Genomic DNA, 18,188 nt, shown 5'->3' on the forward strand with positions numbered 1-18,188 from the left:
TGAAACGGAGTGAGTTCGAACGCGCTAACTGGCTTTCCGCCAGATCATCTCGCCTTCCTGCTCGAACTCGTCGTAGGCCTTTCGCAGACCGAGAAGGATTTCAGCGGTTGTTTTCAATAGCGCGCGAGCCCTGGGATCGTTGACCTTGCCGACGTCATGCCAGGCATAGTCGGCAACACCAGACAACATTGCTTTCAGCTTCGCAGTGTGGCGGCGCGGATCATCTTCGCCGTAGGTGACGCGGTGGCTCATGAAAACCTCCGTGAAGTTATCAGATGATGGACTCGCCCCAAAACGATGCCCGGTGTGTGCGATTTCATACGCATTGCCTAAGCTTGCGCTACGCTGGGTGAGTGCCGAAGACATATCGCGATATCTACTCAGGTCTGGTCCGGCTGCATGTGCTTCATCATGCAAGCCGTGAACCGATCTATGGTCTGGAGATGATGCGCGAGCTTCGTCATCACGGCTACGGTCTCGGCCCAGGTACGCTCTATCCTCTGCTGCACGGCATGGAAGCGAGTGGGCTTCTGCGATCGAAGATGACGAATGGTTCCGGCCGGCTGCGGCGTGTCTACACTGCTACTGCTGCAGGTAGAAGGGCTTTGCAAGAGGGACACGAGAAGGTCCGGGAGTTACTGCGGGAGATGGATGAGGATTAGGAGCTCAGTTGCGGAGCCTTTGTCAGAAGCAGATTTCTCCGCTTGCGCTACGAAATGACAAACAAAGTGCAATTGAGCTTTCGTATCCAGCGAACGCGTTCGCTGGTAATTCGAGCAAAGCTCGAATTTGTCGTGCTTAAGGGGACGGCTTCAGCCGTCCCGTACAGAACCCGAAGGATATGCGGCTTTAGCCGCTGAGGTCATAGCTCTTGGTACCTCAGCGGCTAAAGCCGCATATTTGCAGGGCTTTTACGGCACGGCTGAAGCCATGCCCTTAAGCAAAACAAGTCCGTGGTCTTTCAACCACGGACTCCAACCACACAGATATAGTGTCCACTGCGTCTCTGATCCTCCGCACACCACCAACACATTAAGCCCCCATTAAGATCATCAGAACTGTGCGATGAAATGCGGCCGATAGTTGCCTAAGTATCGAAATTCGATATAGCGTCTTCATAGGAAAAGACAAGGACGTCTTATCGATGAACCTGATTCGGATCTCCTGCTTCGCGTCCCTGGGAATGCTTGTCTCTGTTGCGTCCTCTGGTGTGCGCGCCCAGGAGGCCGCCTCTCCGCTCACCCTGGCTGCCGTCGTTGACGATGCCGCGAAGAACTATCCCGCCATCCGCATCTCGCAGGAAGAGCTGAACGCCTCCGTCGCCCGCATTCAGCTGGCCCGCACCGCCTATCTTCCTCGTCTCGACGCCACCGCCCAGTTCAATCGCGGAACCCGCAATAACGTCTTCGGAAGTCTGCTGCCGCAGAGCATCATCCCTCCCATGTCGGGACCGGTGATCGGCACCAACAACGGGGGTTCGGTGTGGGGCAGTGCGGCTGGAGTGCTCATCAACTGGCAGCCCTTCGACTTCGGTACACGCAGCGCCAATGTTCACGCCGCAGAAGCCGCGCGCGATCGTGCCGCAGCCGCCAATCTTCGCACTCAGCTCGAGGTGGAAACAGCATCCGCCGACGCCTATCTCTCCGTGCTCGCCTCCACGCAGGCGATGAAAGCGGCGCAAACAGCAGTCGACAACTGGGAGACGCTACGGCAGAGCATCCATGCCCTGGCCTCCGCTGAGCTTCGGCCCGGGGCCGACGAGTCGCGCGTCAACGCCGAGAAGGCCGCCGCCGCCAATCAGCTTGCGCTGGCGCAGCAAGCGGCCGACATGTCGGTCGCAACGCTTCACAAGTTCCAGAGCGCGCCTGTTGCCGGCGTGACACCGCAGACAAAGCTGCTGAGCAGCGTGCCCACGGCTAACGGGGCGGAGAATCCGCTCGCCGTCTCAGAAAACCCCATCATGGCCGAGCGTAAGGCAACGACTGCCGAGAACGCGGCGCAGCTCCATGCCATCGAACGAAGCTGGGCGCCGCAGTTCAACCTCGAAGGCGCCGCCTATGGCCGTGGCACCGGAGCGGAGACCGACGGTCGCCGTTTGACCGGAACCAACGGTCTGGCGCCGAACATCGGCAACTACGTCGCCGGTGTCAACATCACGTTCCCAGTGCTGGACTTTGCCAGCATGCATGCGAAGGCCGCCGCGCAATCGGCTACGCTGCGAGCCGCCCGCGCGAATGAAGATCTAACCGCACGCAACCTGCAGGAACAGTTTGCCCAGGCGCAGGCCGAGCTTCGCGCCTCCGAGACCATCGCACAGAACACACCCACTCAGCTTGAGGCCGCGCAGACAGCATTGAATCAAGCCACTGCCCGTTATAAGGCCGGCCTTGTTCCGGTGGATGATGTCGCCCAGGCGCAGCGGCTGCAGGTGCAGGCAGAGATCGACAACGCCATCGCCCGGCTGAACGTCTGGCGCGCCTTTCTGAAATTGCAGTATCTCCGGGGCGATCTGCAGCCCTTTCTGCAGGAAGCGAACCGCTAAAGGAACCGACTCGTCATGCGCCTTGTCCTCGCAGCACTCAGCCGTCCGCTCACCGTGATCGTCGCGCTGCTCGCGATCGTCGCCGGCTTCTTTATGGCCGTCGGACGCATGCGGATGGATATCTTCCCGCAGGTCGGTAATCCGGTCATCTACGTTGCCCAGCCCTACGGCGGTATGAACCCCGCGCAGATGGAGGGCTACCTCACCTACTACTACGAGTACCACTTCCTCTATATCACTGGCATTCAATCGGTCGACAGTAAGAGCGTCCAGGGTGCAGCCCTGATGAAGCTGACCTTCCGCGAAGGCACCGATATGCAGCAGGCGATGGCGGAGACCGTCGGCTATGTCAATCGTGCCCGCGCCTTCATGCCGCCGGGAACGGTGCCACCCTTCATCACGCGTTTCGACCCAGGCAGCGTCGCCGTCGGCCTGCTGCTCTTCTCCAGCAATACCCACTCGCAGGGCGAGTTGCAGAACTTCGCGCTCAATCAGGTGCGTCCGCTCTTCGCTACGCTTCCCGGCGTCTCCGCGCCGCCGCCGTTCGGCGGCAACCAGCGCACCATCGTGGTCACGCTCGATCCGGACAAACTGAAGCAGTACGGAGTCTCGCCGGAACAGGCTATCTCCGCCGTCAGTAACGGATCGGTTGTTGCCCCCACCGGCAATCTCTACGACGGCACGCTCAACCGCATCGTCCGCACCAACTCCGCCCTGGGGCCCGATCTTGCGGAGCTGATGAGCGCGCCCATCCATCCGCGCTCCGGAGCCAACATCTATCTGCGCGATATCGGCACCGTCGAGAATGGGACCGATATCGTCACGGCGTATGCCCACGTCGACGGCAAGCGCACGGTCTATATTCCGGTCACCAAACGTTCCGACGCCTCGACGCTGGCTGTGATCGCCGCCGTCAAAGCCGCCATCCCCAGCTTCAAGAAGGCCATTCCCGACGACGTCGATGTGAAGCTCGCCTTCGACCAGTCCGGTTATGTCTCCAACGCCATCAGCGGGCTGGTCCGCGAGGCCCTGCTGGGTGCGGTGCTGACCGGCCTTGTCGTCTTGCTCTTCCTGCGCGACTGGCGTGGAGCGCTGATTGTCGTCGCCAATATTCCCTTTGCGCTCTTTACTGCGGTCGTCGCGCTGTGGGCCACGGGACAGACCATCAACATCATGACGCTGGGCGGCCTGGCCTTGGCCGTCGGTGTGCTGGTCGATGAAGCCACGGTCGAGATCGAGAACATCCACACGCAACTGATGCCTGGGGTCTCGCGCGCGAAGGCAGTGCTGGAGGCCTGCCGCCGCACCATCATCGCGCGGTTGCTCTCGATGCTCTGTGTGCTCGCCGTCTTTGTTCCCTCGTTCTTCATGCAGGGTGTCGGCCGCCAGCTCTTTACGCCGCTCTCGCTGGCTGTGGGCTTTGCGATGATTGCGTCGTACCTGCTCTCCAGCACGCTGGTGCCGGTCTTCGCCGTATGGATCATGTCGGAGACGCATCGCGGCGAAGAACATGAAGGACGCTTCGGCCGGCTGCGCACCTGGTACGAAGGCTACCTGCAGCGCATCCTCAAGCGCGGACGGCTGATCTATCTTGGCTACTTCGGTGTCTGCGCACTGCTGCTCTTCCTGCTGGCGCCAACGCTGGGCACAGAGATCTTTCCTGACGCCAACGGCCCGGTGCTGCGCCTGCGCATCAAGGCGCCTGTCGGGACACGGATTGAAGAGACCGAGCCCCAGGTTCTGCAGGCGCTTGATCTCATCCGCAAGACCGCGGGCGAGCACAACGTTGCCATCACCTCGGACTACGTCGGCGTGCAGCCCTCCAGCTATCCGGTCAACCTGATCCACCTGTTCACCGCCGGGCCGGAAGAGGCGATCGTGCAGGTGCAGCTCGCGCCCGGCCATCCGCAGGATGAGAAGCTGCGCGAAGAGCTCCGTGCAGCCTTCCAGAAGCAGATGCCCAACCTGAACGTTGCGTTCGAAGGCGGAGACATCGTCTCGCAGGTGATGAGCTTCGGCTCGCCCACGCCGATCCAGATCGATGTGCAAGGTGTCGACCTCGATCAGGACTACGCCTACCTGGCAAAGATCGAAGCCGAGATGAAGAAGCTGAGCTTCCTGCGGGATATCTCCATTCCGCAGGAACAGCAGTATCCCACGGCTGAGATCAAGATCGACCGCGACTACGCCGGGCAGTTCGGCCTGACCATGGCCGACGTCACCACCTCGCTGATACCGGCGACCGGATCGTCGCGCTTTATCGCACCGAACTACTGGCGCGATCCGCGGACCGGCAATGCCTTCCAGATCCAGGTGCAGCTCCCTTCCAACCGCGTGCAGGGACTGGGAGCGCTGTCGACCCTTCCCCTGATGCGCGAAGGCCAGGCGCAGCCGCAGCTCGATCAGGTGGCAAGCCTGAAGTACGGCACCATGCCGGAGATGATTGAGCGCTTCAGCGGACAGCGGATCGTCAGCGTCACTGCCAATCTTCACGGCATTGCGCTCGGCGACGCGCGCGGAAAGATCAACAACGTCTTACAGCATCTCGCTGCGCCTCCCAAAGGAGTGACCGTCGTCGTGCGCGGCCAGGTTCCGGCGCTCGAAGAAACCATCTCCGGTTTGCGCATCGGTCTGCTAATTGCCATCGCAGCCATCTTCCTGCTGTTGATGGCTAACTTCCAGTCGCTTCGTCTGCCGCTGGCGGTGCTCTCGACCATCCCCGGTGTGCTGGTGGGTGTGGTGTTGATGCTGCTGATCACGCGCACTACGCTGAACATTCAGTCCTTCATGGGAGCCATCATGGCGGTCGGCATCTCGGTAGCGAACTCCATCCTGCTGATCAGCTTTGCAGAGCACGCCAGACGCGAGAACAAGGATGTCGAAGCCGCGGCCTTTGAAGGCGCTACCGGCCGGATGCGGGCCATCCTGATGACAGCCACGGCGATGATCTGCGGCATGATTCCTATGGCCATCGGTCTGGGCGAGAGTGGCGCGCAGACTGCTCCGCTGGGACGCGCCGTGGTCGGCGGCCTGATCTTCTCCACGCTGACGACTCTGACCGTTCTGCCCACCATCTATGCCGCGTTGCAGCGCAAAGCCAAACACGAGTCCAACTCACTTAATCCGGAAGATCCTACGAGCCGCTACTATGAACACGTTTAGACACGCCGCCGTCCTTCTGCCGTTCGTCAGCATCTCTCTTGCCGTGGCGCAGAGCGCGCCGAAGACCGCATTGGTGAAGGTGGAAAGCCGTAGCCTCTCCCGCACCGTGCCGCTGACAGCGGAGCTGACACCCTATCTGCAGACCGACATCGAAGCCCGCGTTCCCGGCTATGTGGAGAAGGTTCTCGTCGATCGCGGAAGCAAGGTACGTCGCGGCCAGTTGCTCGTCGTTCTCTCTGCTCCGGAGATGGGCTCGCAGACTTCGGCCTCCGAGGGCGGCCTGCATCAGGCCGAAGCTGAAGCGGCGCAGGCTAAAGCATCCGCAGCAGCGGCAGCCAGTACCTATGAACGCCTGCTGGAGGCAGCGAAGACTCCCGGCGCTGTTGCCGGCAATGAACTGATCCAGGCACAGAAGCAGAAAGAGGCCGCCGAGGCCATCGTGCAGGCCCGCGAAGCTTCGGTGAAGTCGGCAGGGAGCCAGCTGACCTCCACGAAGGAGATGGAGGGATATCTTCGTGTGACCGCTCCCTTCGACGGCATCGTCACCGAGAGACTTGTCCACCCCGGCATGATGGTCGCAGCAGGGAGTCATCAGGCGCTGTTGCGACTGCAGCAGGTCTCCCACCTTCGCCTGGTAGTGCCTGTGCCTGAGAACTACTCCGGCAACATCGCCCAGGGTAAACAGGTCATCTTTCACGTGCCGGCGCATCCAGGCAAGAACTATACCGGCAAGGTCGCGCGCATTCCCAACTCGCTCGACCCGCAGAGCCGCGCCATGATGGTGGAGCTTGATGTCGCCAATGCCGACGCATCGCTCTCGCCCGGCATGTATCCCACGGTGGATTGGCCGGTGGCTTCCAGTGACAACCTGTTGTTCGTTCCTGCGACCAGCGTCGTGACCACGACGCAGCGGACATTTGTCATCGCGGCACGCGGCGGACATGCCCACTGGGTAGATGTTCGCAAAGGCCCTGCCTCAGGCGATCAGGTCTCCATCCGGGGGGAGCTGAAACCGGGGGATGTCGTCGTAAAGCAAGCTACGGACGAGATCCGGGAAGGCGCACCGTTGCCTTAGGGCATTTTCCCTGAGGGTGTAACGTAGGGCTTTCGCATCTATGGGCGGCGTTTTCCGCACTGAAAACGCCGCTGCACACTATTTCCGGGATACCAGCAACAGGGAAAACGCTCTAAGCACGTACCTCAGCGGCTAAAGCCGCATTCGTTCTTGCTCTGATACGGCACGGCTAAAAGCCGTGCCCTTAACCACCCCAGCCAGCGAAGCTGGCCGGGGACCCCGGAGCAAGGCATTCGCACTTTCGGTGCGAAATGGTTGCGCTACGCGCAACGGAAGAATGGAGCTGAGCACGATCCGTCGTGTATCCGGTCGCGCGAAGCGCGATGTCCTGCTTAAGGGCACGGCTTTTAGCCGTGCCGTATTTAGGAGCAAGCAGTTTTGCTAAGACCGGAGATCTGATCACGGCAAAACCTCGCGTTCCTTTGCGTCTTCATCACCCGCACAAATAAGTCTGGCGTTTTTTGCCCCCTGACTCTACGATTACGTCGGCTGCATTACTTTCGTTACCTTCTTTTTTGCGGTACTTTCCCTGCCGGAGGAATCATGCGCGTTCGTCGATACGAGCGTGGGCATTCCCACGTGTTTTACACACTCTTTCTGAGCACGATCGCCCTCACCTCAACCGCGTTTCTTCCCGCCTTCCGTACCGCCGTCGCACAAAGCACGCCCGGCAACCGCGTCTCTCCTGAATTTCGCGAACCGGTCACCCTCGCCACCAAAGACGGTGTGCTGGAGGTCCGCCTGACCGCGCGCCAGGGTGCGGCAACGCTCGATACCTCGGCCAAACCGGTAGAGAACTTTCTTCTCTTTGACTACGAGCTCCTCCGCGGTACCGCCTCTAACGGCAAGACGACCGGACGCGGCCTGTATCCCGCGCCGACGCTGCAGGTCTATCCCGGTGAGAAGCTAATCGTCCATCTCGACAACGCTCTGACCGGCCTCGCGATCGATGACTACTTCAGCCCCCAGTACACAAAGACCGGCGGAGAAATCCCTCTCTATCCCATTCAGATGAAGTCGTCGCCCCTGAACCTGCACGTACATGGCGTACATGTCAGCCCAAAGGGCAATGCAGACAACGTCATGGTCCATATCCCCGCCGGCATGTCGAACACCTATACCTACGAGATTCCCAGGAATATGCCACAGGGAGCGTACTGGTATCACTCGCATCTGCACACGCTGACCGGGCCGCAGACCTATGCCGGACTCGCCGGACTGCTTTCCATCGGCCGAACCGATGGAGGCCTGCAACTTGTGACCGAAAAGAAGATCCCCGTTCGCAACATGCTGCTGCAGTACAACGGCGTCTTCGACCGCTCCAATGGAGCTGCCGTTCTGAACAATGTGAACTGGGCGCAGTATGTCAATACGGCTACACCGCCGAAAGGCGACGAGCTCGCCAAAGGCACCTATCGTCCCTTGCTCACACCGACCAACTTCACCAGATCGAAACCGGGAACTACCTATTTCACCGTCTGGTATGCAGGCCCGCTCTCTGTCCGCAACGATCGTGGCCTGTTGCAAACCATCCCAAGTAGCCTGCAGACATTCATCCCAGCCGATCCGAAAACCGGCAAAACGATACCGGCCGACCCATCGCTGCCCGATGACAAGCGCGATGTGCAGTTCACCGTAAACGGCCAGTTCGAACCCACGCTCAAGAGCAAGGCAGGACAGACAGAGATCTGGGTCCTGGCTAATATCAGTGACTTCGCCTACATCAATCTTCAGCTCACAGAGACCGCGACCGGCCGCCACCCGAAGATCGCCATCATCGGTGAAGATGGGAATCCTTTTCCCGCCGTTCATTATCCGGTCACCGACGAGGGCACACGCCTGTTGATTCCACCTGCCAGCCGCGCCGCCATCGCTGTCACCATGCCGGAGAAGGGCGACCTCATCCTCGAGATGCCTCCCCGCGGCAGCGGCACAAAGACCATCAATGTCCCCGGTGTTCTGTATACCAGCAACGGCACCGAGAATCCGCCTGCTGTCCTTGGCAGCCTCAGTGTAGGGCCTTCGGCCGTAAGCTACGTCGATGGTTTCTTTGCCTTTCCCACCCAGGTGCTGCTGAAGGCCGTTCCCTCGGAAGGCAAGGGAGAGACCACGGCCTTTGTCGAAGGACAGAAGCTCGGCGGCTATAACTCCTTCGTCGATCTCACCGATGCCAGGCCTGATTTCAAACGTGAGATTGTCATCTCCGGCGGCTTCCTGGATACTCTTGCGAGCAACGCCGATCCCAAAGCCTTCACCTACGTCTTCGATGGCGCGGCATTTCCCAACATGCCGCTGATTCAACCCCGTCTGAACTCAGTGGAAGAGTGGAAGTTCATCAATAACAACAACGACGAACATCCCATTCACATCCACGTCAACGACTTCCAGGTGATGGAGTACTACGATCCGACAACCGGCCTGCGCACCGGCCCACAGCCCTGGGGCCTGGATAACGTCAACGTCCCAGCGCCGACCATGCAGGTTGACGAGACCGTCATTCAACCCGGCATTCTCTCTTTCCGCACGCGCTTTGACGACTACGCCGGCCTCTTCGTCATGCACTGTCACCGCCTCAATCACGAAGATAACGGCCTGATGGCCCTCGTGAATGTCATTCCCGCAGTCTCCACCTACGCGGTCGCCATTCCCGGAACAGGAGGCGCGCCGACCGAAGTACGCATCTTCGACGCCAAAGACGACAAGCAGATCTCCACCGTCATTCCCTTCCCCGGCTACCAGGAGAGCGTCAGTGTAGCGATGGGTGACGTCGATGGAGACGGTGTTCTCGACCTGATCGTAGGCTCCGGCAGAAATCACGTACCCGAAGTCGTCGCCTACGCGGGCGGCAACCTGGCCAGGGGACCGTTCGGCACAGAGCTGGCGCGATTTCAGCCCTTCGCCTCCAATGCGGGCAATGGTGTCACCGTCGCCGCGGCGCAGATCGACGGAACCACCGCCGACAACATCATCGTCGGCTCCGGCCCCGGCATGCCGAGCGAGGTCAAAGTCTTCAGCACCAGGCTTCCCTCTTCACACGGTACGGCCCCCACACTCTTCTCCAGCTTCAAACCCTATGGAGACGACACCTCCGGCGTCACGCTCGCAGCGGGCATCGTCGACTTCACGACCGGCCGCAACAGCATCGTCACCGCTCCCGGAGCCGGCAAGACAGCCGAGGTCAAGGTCTTCGTCTTCTCGCTGCTGTCGCCGATCGCCGGCGGAAGCCACGCGGGGATGAAGATGCCTGCCATGGATCAGCCCGCGCAGACCGCAGCCTTTTTCCCCTTCGGCAAGAACTACACGGGAGGCGTCTCCCTTGGCGCCGGATGGCTCGCCGGTTCACTCGGCGGAGCCCAGCGCATCATCGTCAGTCAGCTTACAGACAAGGGCACCGTCAAAGTCTTCTCCAATGGATCGGCGCTGGACGGCGGTCCCGAGATGTATCTCCACAACCCGGAAGAGCATATTCACGGCGCCACCTTCCGTGAGATTGCGAGCTTCAATCCATTTCCCGGTTCCGGAGCTCAGGTAGCAACCACCAGCACCACCACAGGCGCTAACCTTCTGGTCAGCGGCGCCACATCACAGGGAACACGCGTTCTGAAGTTTGACTTTGAACGTGCGGACGCAAAAGCAAATACGCTGAAGCCGCTTCCGCTTGGCGAAATTGCTCCCACAGCAGGAACACGACCGATTGTTCTGGCCGGCGACTGACGCGCATCAAGAGACACATCAAAAACAGAGACCTCAGTTCGACCAACACACTGAGAAGGACGAAACGAATGAAGGCAACTCGACGGGAATTCGTGGAGTGGGCCGTGGCAAGCGGCATCACGCTCGGCGTTTCGCGCATCGGAGCAGGCCAGACAGCGGTAACTCCGCCCGGCTTCACGGCGCACGAGACCTTACCGGGACGCGGCAAGTGGACGCCGGAGTTCGGGCGCATCGACGGCGTGGCCAAGGCTACCGGTGCAAAGCTCTACGCCTCAGACTTTCGCGCAGCCGACCTTCCCGGCTGGCCCTCTGAGACATCGCATGCCCTGCTGGTCCGTTGTGCCGATGCAACGCATATCTATGAAGGTTTCGATCTCGCCCGCCTGAGCAAGATCGCCAGGCCGACCGTCGTGGTTACCGCTGACGACGTGAAACGCGCCAAAATCCGCGTGCCTGCCTTCTACGAAGGCGATCTCTTCTGCCCTGCCGGCAAGACACCCACCTATCTGGGCCAGCCGGTCGCGCTGCTCATCTTCGAGAAGTTCGACGCCTTCGACCAGGCGCGCCTCGCCCTGCGCGATGGTCAATTCCTCAGGTTCGGCAAGGAGACCGGCCCTGTCGAGGGTTCCAACTATGGAGCCTTCCGCTTTACCCGGGTTGCCGGTCCCACACCCGACGATCCGGACGTCTACTCCCCCATGCAGGCAGGCTGGATCAGTCCAGGCTTCCTCGAAAGCTCCGGCCGTCCCATCTGGAAACCTCTGCCCGTCGCCAAAGGCGGTGAATACGTCAAAGGCGCGACCTTCGGCGAAGAGATCCGCAAAGGGCTTGCCAACAAAGACGCCGGCTTGCTCGTGCTGGACCGTGAGTTCGAGACACAGTCCGTCGATCCCGTGTTCCTTGAGCCGGAGTGCGGCCTTGCCTGGTACGACAGCTCCACTCAAAAGCTGGAAACAGTGCTTGGCGTGCAGTCTCCCTTTGAGACCACCGAATCGCTCGCGTTTCTTCTCGGTGAAGCGAGCCCCGCGTTCAAGCCCAGGGTCATCGATGCCCAGTTCGCCTACGTCGGCGGAGGCTTCGGTGGCCGCGATCACACGCCGTTCCCGCTCTACGTCACACTCGCCGGCATGTTCTATCCCGGCCACGCTGTACGTCTCGCCCATGACCGCTTCCAGCAGTTTCAGGGAGGCATCAAACGCCACGCGTTCAAGATGCGCTCGCAGATCGGCATCGATCGCGCTACCGGGAAGATCACGGCCTTCGCCGCCGATCATGTCCTCGACGGCGGCGGCATGATGAACTACTCCCCCAGCGTCGCCACCGTCGGCGCAACCGGAGCCCTGGGCATCTATGACGTGCCGAAGGTCGACGTTACCACCGTCGCCATGCACACCCGCGGCGTCACCGCCGGCTCCATGCGCGGCTATGGAACGCTGCAGACGATGACGGCGCTCGAAACTCTGATCGATGAGGTTGCCTGCGCTCTTCCCATGGATCCTATCGAGTTCCGCCGCCGCAATGCTCTTCCGCCCGGCGGACGCATCATGACCGGTCATGCCTTCTCTGTTTCCACACGCACCAAAGAGATCCTCAGCAAGCTGGAAAAGCACCCCATCTGGCGCAGGCGCGCCGCTGAGAAAGGACAGGCGAAGCCAGGTTTCCTGGTCGGTACAGGAGTCGCCATTGCCACCAAAGACTACGGATCGGGTGCTGACTGTTCTCTCGGACGCGTGGAGATCAGCCCCGAGGGCCGCATCTCCATCCACTGCGATGCCGTCGAGATGGGCAATGGCATCGGAACAGCGCTGGCGAATCGCGTCGCCCTGCATCTCGGCGGGCGCGCCGACGAGGTCACGGTCGCACAGGTCGATGCCTTTGACGCTCTGGAGCTGGTAAAGACCGGTGACCCCTTCACCATGGCCCAGGCCGCCCAGGACGAAGGCGAGAAGAACCCGCGATGGGTTCCGGAGATCAGCTCCCCGACCAGCGCCTCGATCGGAGCACACGTGGGCACACAGGCAGCCGCTGAAGCCGCACGTATCCTCTTCCGCTTCGGCCTGTGGCCCGCGGCCATCGCGCTGTGGGGTATCGCTCCCCATGATCCGCGGGCAAAGCAGTCCGACGAGGCCTACTGGCAGGACGACATCCTCATCATGACCGGTCTTGATCCTCTGCCACTCAAGAAGATTGCGGCCAAAGCGCATGCAATGAAGCTCGTCACCGGCGTTATGGCGCACGCTTTCTCTCGCTGGGCGTGGGCTCAGGCCACCTTTGCAATCCACGGTGAAAGCTGGACGGCCGATATCGACGCCCTTGCCGTTCGTTATGGCGATGACGGCTTCACCCGTCTCAGCCGCAGCTCCGTTGCCTTTCCGCCGACCGACTACAACCGCATTGGCGTTGCCTTCTCCTCACGCTGTGGAACTCTTGTTCGCGTCGAGATCGAACGCGCCACGGGCAAGCTGCGCATCGCCAAAGCTTATAGCGCTCTTGAGTGCGGTCAGGCCCTGGTCCCCGAGGTCGTCGTCGGACAATCGCAGGGAGGCTTCGCCATGGGCGTCGGATACGCCCTTCTGGAGACGCTGCCTCCGTTTGAAGATGGACCGGGCAACGGGCAGTGGAACCTTGGTCAATACCGCATCGCTCGCGGATCGGATCTTCCCCTGCACGATCTCGAGATCGAAGTTCTTCCGCCGCTTCCCAAAGAGCCGCCGAAAGGAATGGCCGAGGTCGTCATGATTCCGGTCGTTGCCGCGCTCCTGAACGCAATCTTCGATGCAACCGGCCATCGCTTCCGCTCGCTGCCGGTCACCCAAACCATGATCAAGGATGCCCTCGCATGACAACTCTCGCCCTTACGATCAATGGCCGCGCTTATGGTCCCATCGAGGTACGCGACGACCTGACCATGAACGACTTCCTGCGCGAATACCTTGGCATGACCGGCACGAAGTACGGCTGCGGCGCTGCACAGTGCCTGAGCTGCGCCGTCATCGTCGACAGGCCCGACGGCACCAGCCACACCAATCCCACCTGCATCGTTCCCGCCTCCAGCTTCAATGGCAAAACGATACGCACGATTGAAGGTCACGCGAAGAACGGCGAGCTCACCATCCTGCAGAAGACCTTCATTGAGCACTTCGCCTTTCAGTGCGGCTACTGTACGCCAGGATTTCTCAACGAGGGCCAGGTGCTTCTCGAACGGCTCGAAAAGACTCCTGTAGCCCACGCCGATCTCGATACCACGATCGGCGAAGCCCTCGACGGGCATCTTTGCCGGTGTACCGGCTATGTGAAGTATCACGAGGCCGTCCGCGCCGCGGTTCTGGCGGAGCCTACCCGCTTCCTGAAAGACGGTGCTCAATGAAGATCGACTGGCGCCTTCTCGCAATCGTTATCACATTGACACTCATCGGTATCGTGAGATCCTCCGCCGCGGCAGCCGACAAACCCGCGGCTGCAAGCGATCCCAATACACTTGCCTCTCCGAAGAGCTTCGCCTCTATTGCCGATCCGCAGAAGCGTTCAGCCGCATACTTCACCGAACTGAGCAAGGTGCTCACACACCAGCGTTGCGTCAACTGCCATCCCTCGGGCGAGAGCCCACGCCAGGGAGATAGCCGCCGCCTGCATCAACCTCTGGTCGTTCGCGGCGTTGACGGCTACGGCCGCGAGAATATGCGCTGCGGCACCTGCCACACCAATGCCAACTTCGACCAGGGCCGCATCCCCGGCAATCCCCACTGGCACCTTGCGCCGGCCGAGATGGCTTGGGAGGGCAAAACGCCCGCAGAGATATGCCGGCAGATCAAAGACCCAAAGCGTAACGGCAACCGCTCACTGAACGACCTCATCGATCACATCGGCAAAGACGCCCTTGTCGGTTGGGCATGGAACCCCGGCTACGGCCGCAAACCCGCCCCAGGAACACAGCAGCAGGCCGGCGAGCTGGTGGAGGCCTGGGCAAAATCCGGCGCCGCCTGCCCGCAATAGCGAAGGCGCCATATGACGATCAGGTCTTTCATGGAGAGTTGAAGATGGCGACGCAGTGGTGAAGCCGACAACCGATGAGGATTCACGAAGGCGCACCGTTGCGGTAAGGATATAAAAGCGCTGAAGGCGTTGCACAAGGCGCGGCCGGTTCGCGCCGCAGGCGCGAATGCCTTGCTTAAGGGGACGGCTTCAGCCGTCCCGTACTGAGTCCCGAAGATATGCGGCTTTAGCCGCTGAGGTACCAAGCTATGACCTCAGCGGCTAAAGCCGCGTTTCCTTCCGACCTGCTACGGCACGGCTAAAAGCCGTGCCCTTAAGCAAAACAGGAGCGGACTTCAATGCCATGCGCATCGTTTTGATGGGTATGCAACGGTTCACGAACCGTTTCGTTTAGAGATCGTTGCATTGCGGTGATTGAAGATGGCGACGCAGTGGTGAAGCCGACAACCGATGAGATTCACGAAGGCGGACCGTTGCAGTAACGATATAAAAGCGCTGAAGGCGTTGCACAAGGCGCGGCCGGTTCGCGCCGCAGGCGCGAAAGCCTTGCTTAAGGGGACGGCTTTACAGTTTGCGGAAAAACTCTTTTCGTTTTTCGGGGATTGTCGTAAGAGAGAGGTATGCGGGGAGAAGAAGCGAAGCAGAGCGGGATGTTCAGTTACGTAACGATGGAGCAGCGGATCGCATCGGATCATCCGGTGCGGAGGATCCGGACTATGGTGGATGCGGCACTGAAGCGGATGGATGGTGAGTTGTCGCAGCTTTACGCGGCGACAGGGCGACCATCGATCGCGCCGGAACGTCTGCTGCGTGCGCAGTTGCTGATGGTGCTGTACTCGATTCGCTCGGAACGGCAGTTGATGGAGCAGCTGAACTATAACCTGTTGTTCCGCTGGTTCGTGGGCATGGAGATTGACGATCCGGTGTGGGACGTGACGGTATTTACCAAGAACCGGGAGCGTCTGATCGCCGGCGAAGCCAGCCAGAAGCTTCTGCTGGCGGTGCTGGAGGAAGCTAGCCAGCACAAGCTGCTCAGCGAAGAACACTTCACGGTGGACGGCACGCTGATCCAGGCATGGGCCAACCGGCGCAGCTTCCATGAGAAGGCCGATCCTCCGGACCGTGGGACGGGAGCGGGTGGTAAGAAGCTACTGCGTGATACTCATGAGTCCTCTACCGATCCGGAAGCGCGGCTGTATCGCAAGAGCTCCAGCGGAGCATCGGTTCCCAGCTATCTGGGCCATGTGATCACCGAGAACCGCAACGGTCTGGTGGTGGCGGCCATGGCCACACAGGCCGGGACGACAGAGGAACGTGCAGCGGCTCTGAAGATGTTGAAGCGGATCAAGCGTAAAAAGCGGATCACGCTGGGAGCCGACAAGGGCTATCAGTACGAGAAGTTCATCAAGGCCCTGCGCCGTCGCAAGGTCAGGCCGCACGTGGCCGAGTATGAGCCGAACCCCAAATGGCCCAACTGGCTCAACAGCAAGGAACGCAGCGAGCCGGGATATGCGATCAGTCAGAGGAAACGCAAACTGGTTGAGAAGGTCTTCGGTTGGATGAAGCTGGACCGTTCGATGCGACAGACCAAGCTGCGTGGGCTACGCAAGGTGGACTGGATGGTACAGCTCATGGCCGCAGCCCATAATCTCCTGCGGCTGGTGAAGCTGATACCTCCCATCCCAGCACAGTCATGACACGGCCGTAGTGTGTCTAAACACCCTCTAAACCCACCCAAACCGCATAACAACGTGCCATAGAGAACCAAAACAACTCACCGATCCCTCACAACAGACTGACCCGCAGGCGAAAAGACGCGTTTTTCCGCAAACTGTTTAGCCGTCCCGTACTGAGTCCCGAAGATATGCGGCTTTACAGTTTGCGGAAAAACTCTTTTCGTTTTTCGGGGATTGTCGTAAGAGAGAGGTATGCGGGGAGAAGAAGCGAAGCAGAGCGGGATGTTCAGTTACGTAACGATGGAGCAGCGGATCGCATCGGATCATCCGGTGCGGAGGATCCGGACTATGGTGGATGCGGCACTGAAGCGGATGGATGGTGAGTTGTCGCAGCTTTACGCGGCGACAGGGCGACCATCGATCGCGCCGGAACGTCTGCTGCGTGCGCAGTTGCTGATGGTGCTGTACTCGATTCGCTCGGAACGGCAGTTGATGGAGCAGCTGAACTATAACCTGTTGTTCCGCTGGTTCGTGGGCATGGAGATTGACGATCCGGTGTGGGACGTGACGGTATTTACCAAGAACCGGGAGCGTCTGATCGCCGGCGAAGCCAGCCAGAAGCTTCTGCTGGCGGTGCTGGAGGAAGCTAGCCAGCACAAGCTGCTCAGCGAAGAACACTTCACGGTGGACGGCACGCTGATCCAGGCATGGGCCAACCGGCGCAGCTTCCATGAGAAGGCCGATCCTCCGGACCGTGGGACGGGAGCGGGTGGTAAGAAGCTACTGCGTGATACTCATGAGTCCTCTACCGATCCGGAAGCGCGGCTGTATCGCAAGAGCTCCAGCGGAGCATCGGTTCCCAGCTATCTGGGCCATGTGATCACCGAGAACCGCAACGGTCTGGTGGTGGCGGCCATGGCCACACAGGCCGGGACGACAGAGGAACGTGCAGCGGCTCTGAAGATGTTGAAGCGGATCAAGCGTAAAAAGCGGATCACGCTGGGAGCCGACAAGGGCTATCAGTACGAGAAGTTCATCAAGGCCCTGCGCCGTCGCAAGGTCAGGCCGCACGTGGCCGAGTATGAGCCGAACCCCAAATGGCCCAACTGGCTCAACAGCAAGGAACGCAGCGAGCCGGGATATGCGATCAGTCAGAGGAAACGCAAACTGGTTGAGAAGGTCTTCGGTTGGATGAAGCTGGACCGTTCGATGCGACAGACCAAGCTGCGTGGGCTACGCAAGGTGGACTGGATGGTACAGCTCATGGCCGCAGCCCATAATCTGCTGCGGCTGGTGAAGCTGATACCTCCCATCCCAGCACAGTCATGACACGGCCGTAGTGTGTCTAAACACCCTCTAAACCCACCCAAACCGCATAACAACGTGCCATAGAGAACCAAAACAACTCACCGATCCCTCACAACAGACTGACCCGCAGGCGAAAAGACGCGTTTTTCCGCAAACTGTTTAGCCGCTGAGGTACCAAGCTATGACCTCAGCGGCTAAAGCCGCGTTTCCTTCCGACCTGCTACGGCACGGCTAAAAAGCCGTGCCCTTAAGCAAAACAGGAACGGCCTTCAATGCCATGCGCATCGTTTTGATGGGTATGCAACGGTTCACGAACCGTTTCGTTTAGAGATCGTTGCATTGCGGTGATTGAAGGTGGCGACGCAGTGGTGAAGCCGACAACCGATGAGATTCACGAAGGCGGACCGTTGCAGTAAGGATATAAAAGCGCTGAAGGCGTTGCACAAGGCGCAGCCGGTTCGCGCCGCAGGCGCGAATGCCTTGCTTAAGGGGACGGCTTCAGCCGTCCCGTACTGAGTCCCGAAGATATGCGGCTTTAGCCGCTGAGGTACCAAGCTATGACCTCAGCGGCTAAAGCCGCGTTTCCTTCCGACCTGCTACGGCACGGCTAAACAGGCTGCGGAAAAACTCGATTTTCGAGAAGCGCAAAAAAAACGATCGCGTCAGAATGACCTATAAGCGATCCGGGGACATTGGGTGATGATTTTCTATCCCCAAA

At 60.2% G+C, this 18,188-nt stretch carries 12 protein-coding genes; 11 read left to right on the forward strand and 1 reads right to left on the reverse strand.

The features are described 5' to 3' along the window. Positions 1 to 24 precede the first annotated feature (24 nt). Positions 25 to 252 carry a hypothetical protein gene (locus FTW19_RS23375; protein ID WP_147649973.1) on the reverse strand — a complete coding sequence of 76 codons (228 nt, stop codon included), beginning with the start codon at positions 250 to 252 and terminating at the stop codon, positions 25 to 27. Positions 253 to 353: 101 nt separating this feature from the next. Here FTW19_RS23375 and FTW19_RS23380 point away from each other — a divergent pair, with 101 nt between their 5' ends. From FTW19_RS23380 to FTW19_RS26330, 11 genes are all read left to right on the forward strand, one after another. Further along, positions 354 to 662, forward strand: coding sequence for a PadR family transcriptional regulator (locus FTW19_RS23380; RefSeq protein ID WP_147649974.1), 309 nt, complete (start codon positions 354 to 356; stop codon positions 660 to 662). Between the two features lie 482 nt (positions 663 to 1,144). Further along, positions 1,145 to 2,542, forward strand: a complete 1,398-nt coding sequence (locus tag FTW19_RS23385; RefSeq protein WP_147649975.1) for a TolC family protein — start codon at positions 1,145 to 1,147, stop codon at positions 2,540 to 2,542. Positions 2,543 to 2,557: 15 nt separating this feature from the next. Further along, positions 2,558 to 5,704, forward strand: a complete 3,147-nt coding sequence (locus FTW19_RS23390) for an efflux RND transporter permease subunit (RefSeq protein WP_147649976.1) — start codon at positions 2,558 to 2,560, stop codon at positions 5,702 to 5,704. Then, a complete protein-coding gene (locus FTW19_RS23395) occupies positions 5,691 to 6,779 on the forward strand; it encodes an efflux RND transporter periplasmic adaptor subunit (RefSeq protein WP_187143144.1) in 1,089 nt (362 codons plus the stop codon). Before FTW19_RS23390 ends, FTW19_RS23395 begins: the two co-directional genes overlap by 14 nt. Before the next feature lie 543 nt (positions 6,780 to 7,322). Then, the gene (locus tag FTW19_RS23400) at positions 7,323 to 10,493 is read left to right on the forward strand and encodes a multicopper oxidase domain-containing protein (protein ID WP_147649978.1); all 3,171 of its coding nucleotides are present in this window, start codon (positions 7,323 to 7,325) and stop codon (positions 10,491 to 10,493) included. Between the two features lie 68 nt (positions 10,494 to 10,561). Further along, complete coding sequence (locus FTW19_RS23405; RefSeq protein ID WP_147649979.1) at positions 10,562 to 13,336, forward strand: xanthine dehydrogenase family protein molybdopterin-binding subunit; 2,775 nt, start codon at positions 10,562 to 10,564, stop codon at positions 13,334 to 13,336. Continuing rightward, on the forward strand, positions 13,333 to 13,860 hold the full coding sequence (locus tag FTW19_RS23410) for a (2Fe-2S)-binding protein (protein ID WP_147649980.1): 528 nt from the start codon (positions 13,333 to 13,335) through the stop codon (positions 13,858 to 13,860). The genes FTW19_RS23405 and FTW19_RS23410 overlap by 4 nt, the downstream gene beginning before the upstream one ends. After that, positions 13,857 to 14,486 (forward strand): Isoquinoline 1-oxidoreductase subunit, encoded by a 630-nt coding sequence (locus FTW19_RS23415; RefSeq protein ID WP_147649981.1) that lies wholly within the window; start codon positions 13,857 to 13,859, stop codon positions 14,484 to 14,486. Before FTW19_RS23410 ends, FTW19_RS23415 begins: the two co-directional genes overlap by 4 nt. Before the next feature lie 620 nt (positions 14,487 to 15,106). Next, complete coding sequence (locus FTW19_RS23420) at positions 15,107 to 16,183, forward strand: IS5 family transposase (protein ID WP_147645881.1); 1,077 nt, start codon at positions 15,107 to 15,109, stop codon at positions 16,181 to 16,183. A 231-nt stretch (positions 16,184 to 16,414) separates the two neighbouring features. Continuing rightward, on the forward strand, positions 16,415 to 17,491 hold the full coding sequence (locus FTW19_RS23425) for an IS5 family transposase (RefSeq protein WP_147645881.1): 1,077 nt from the start codon (positions 16,415 to 16,417) through the stop codon (positions 17,489 to 17,491). 363 nt (positions 17,492 to 17,854) lie between these two features. Next, the gene (locus tag FTW19_RS26330) at positions 17,855 to 17,986 is read left to right on the forward strand and encodes a hypothetical protein (RefSeq protein WP_281292406.1); all 132 of its coding nucleotides are present in this window, start codon (positions 17,855 to 17,857) and stop codon (positions 17,984 to 17,986) included. The last annotated feature ends 202 nt before the right edge of the window (positions 17,987 to 18,188 follow it).

The sequence above is a fragment of the Terriglobus albidus genome, from assembly GCF_008000815.1.
Lineage (GTDB): Bacteria > Acidobacteriota > Terriglobia > Terriglobales > Acidobacteriaceae > Terriglobus > Terriglobus albidus_A.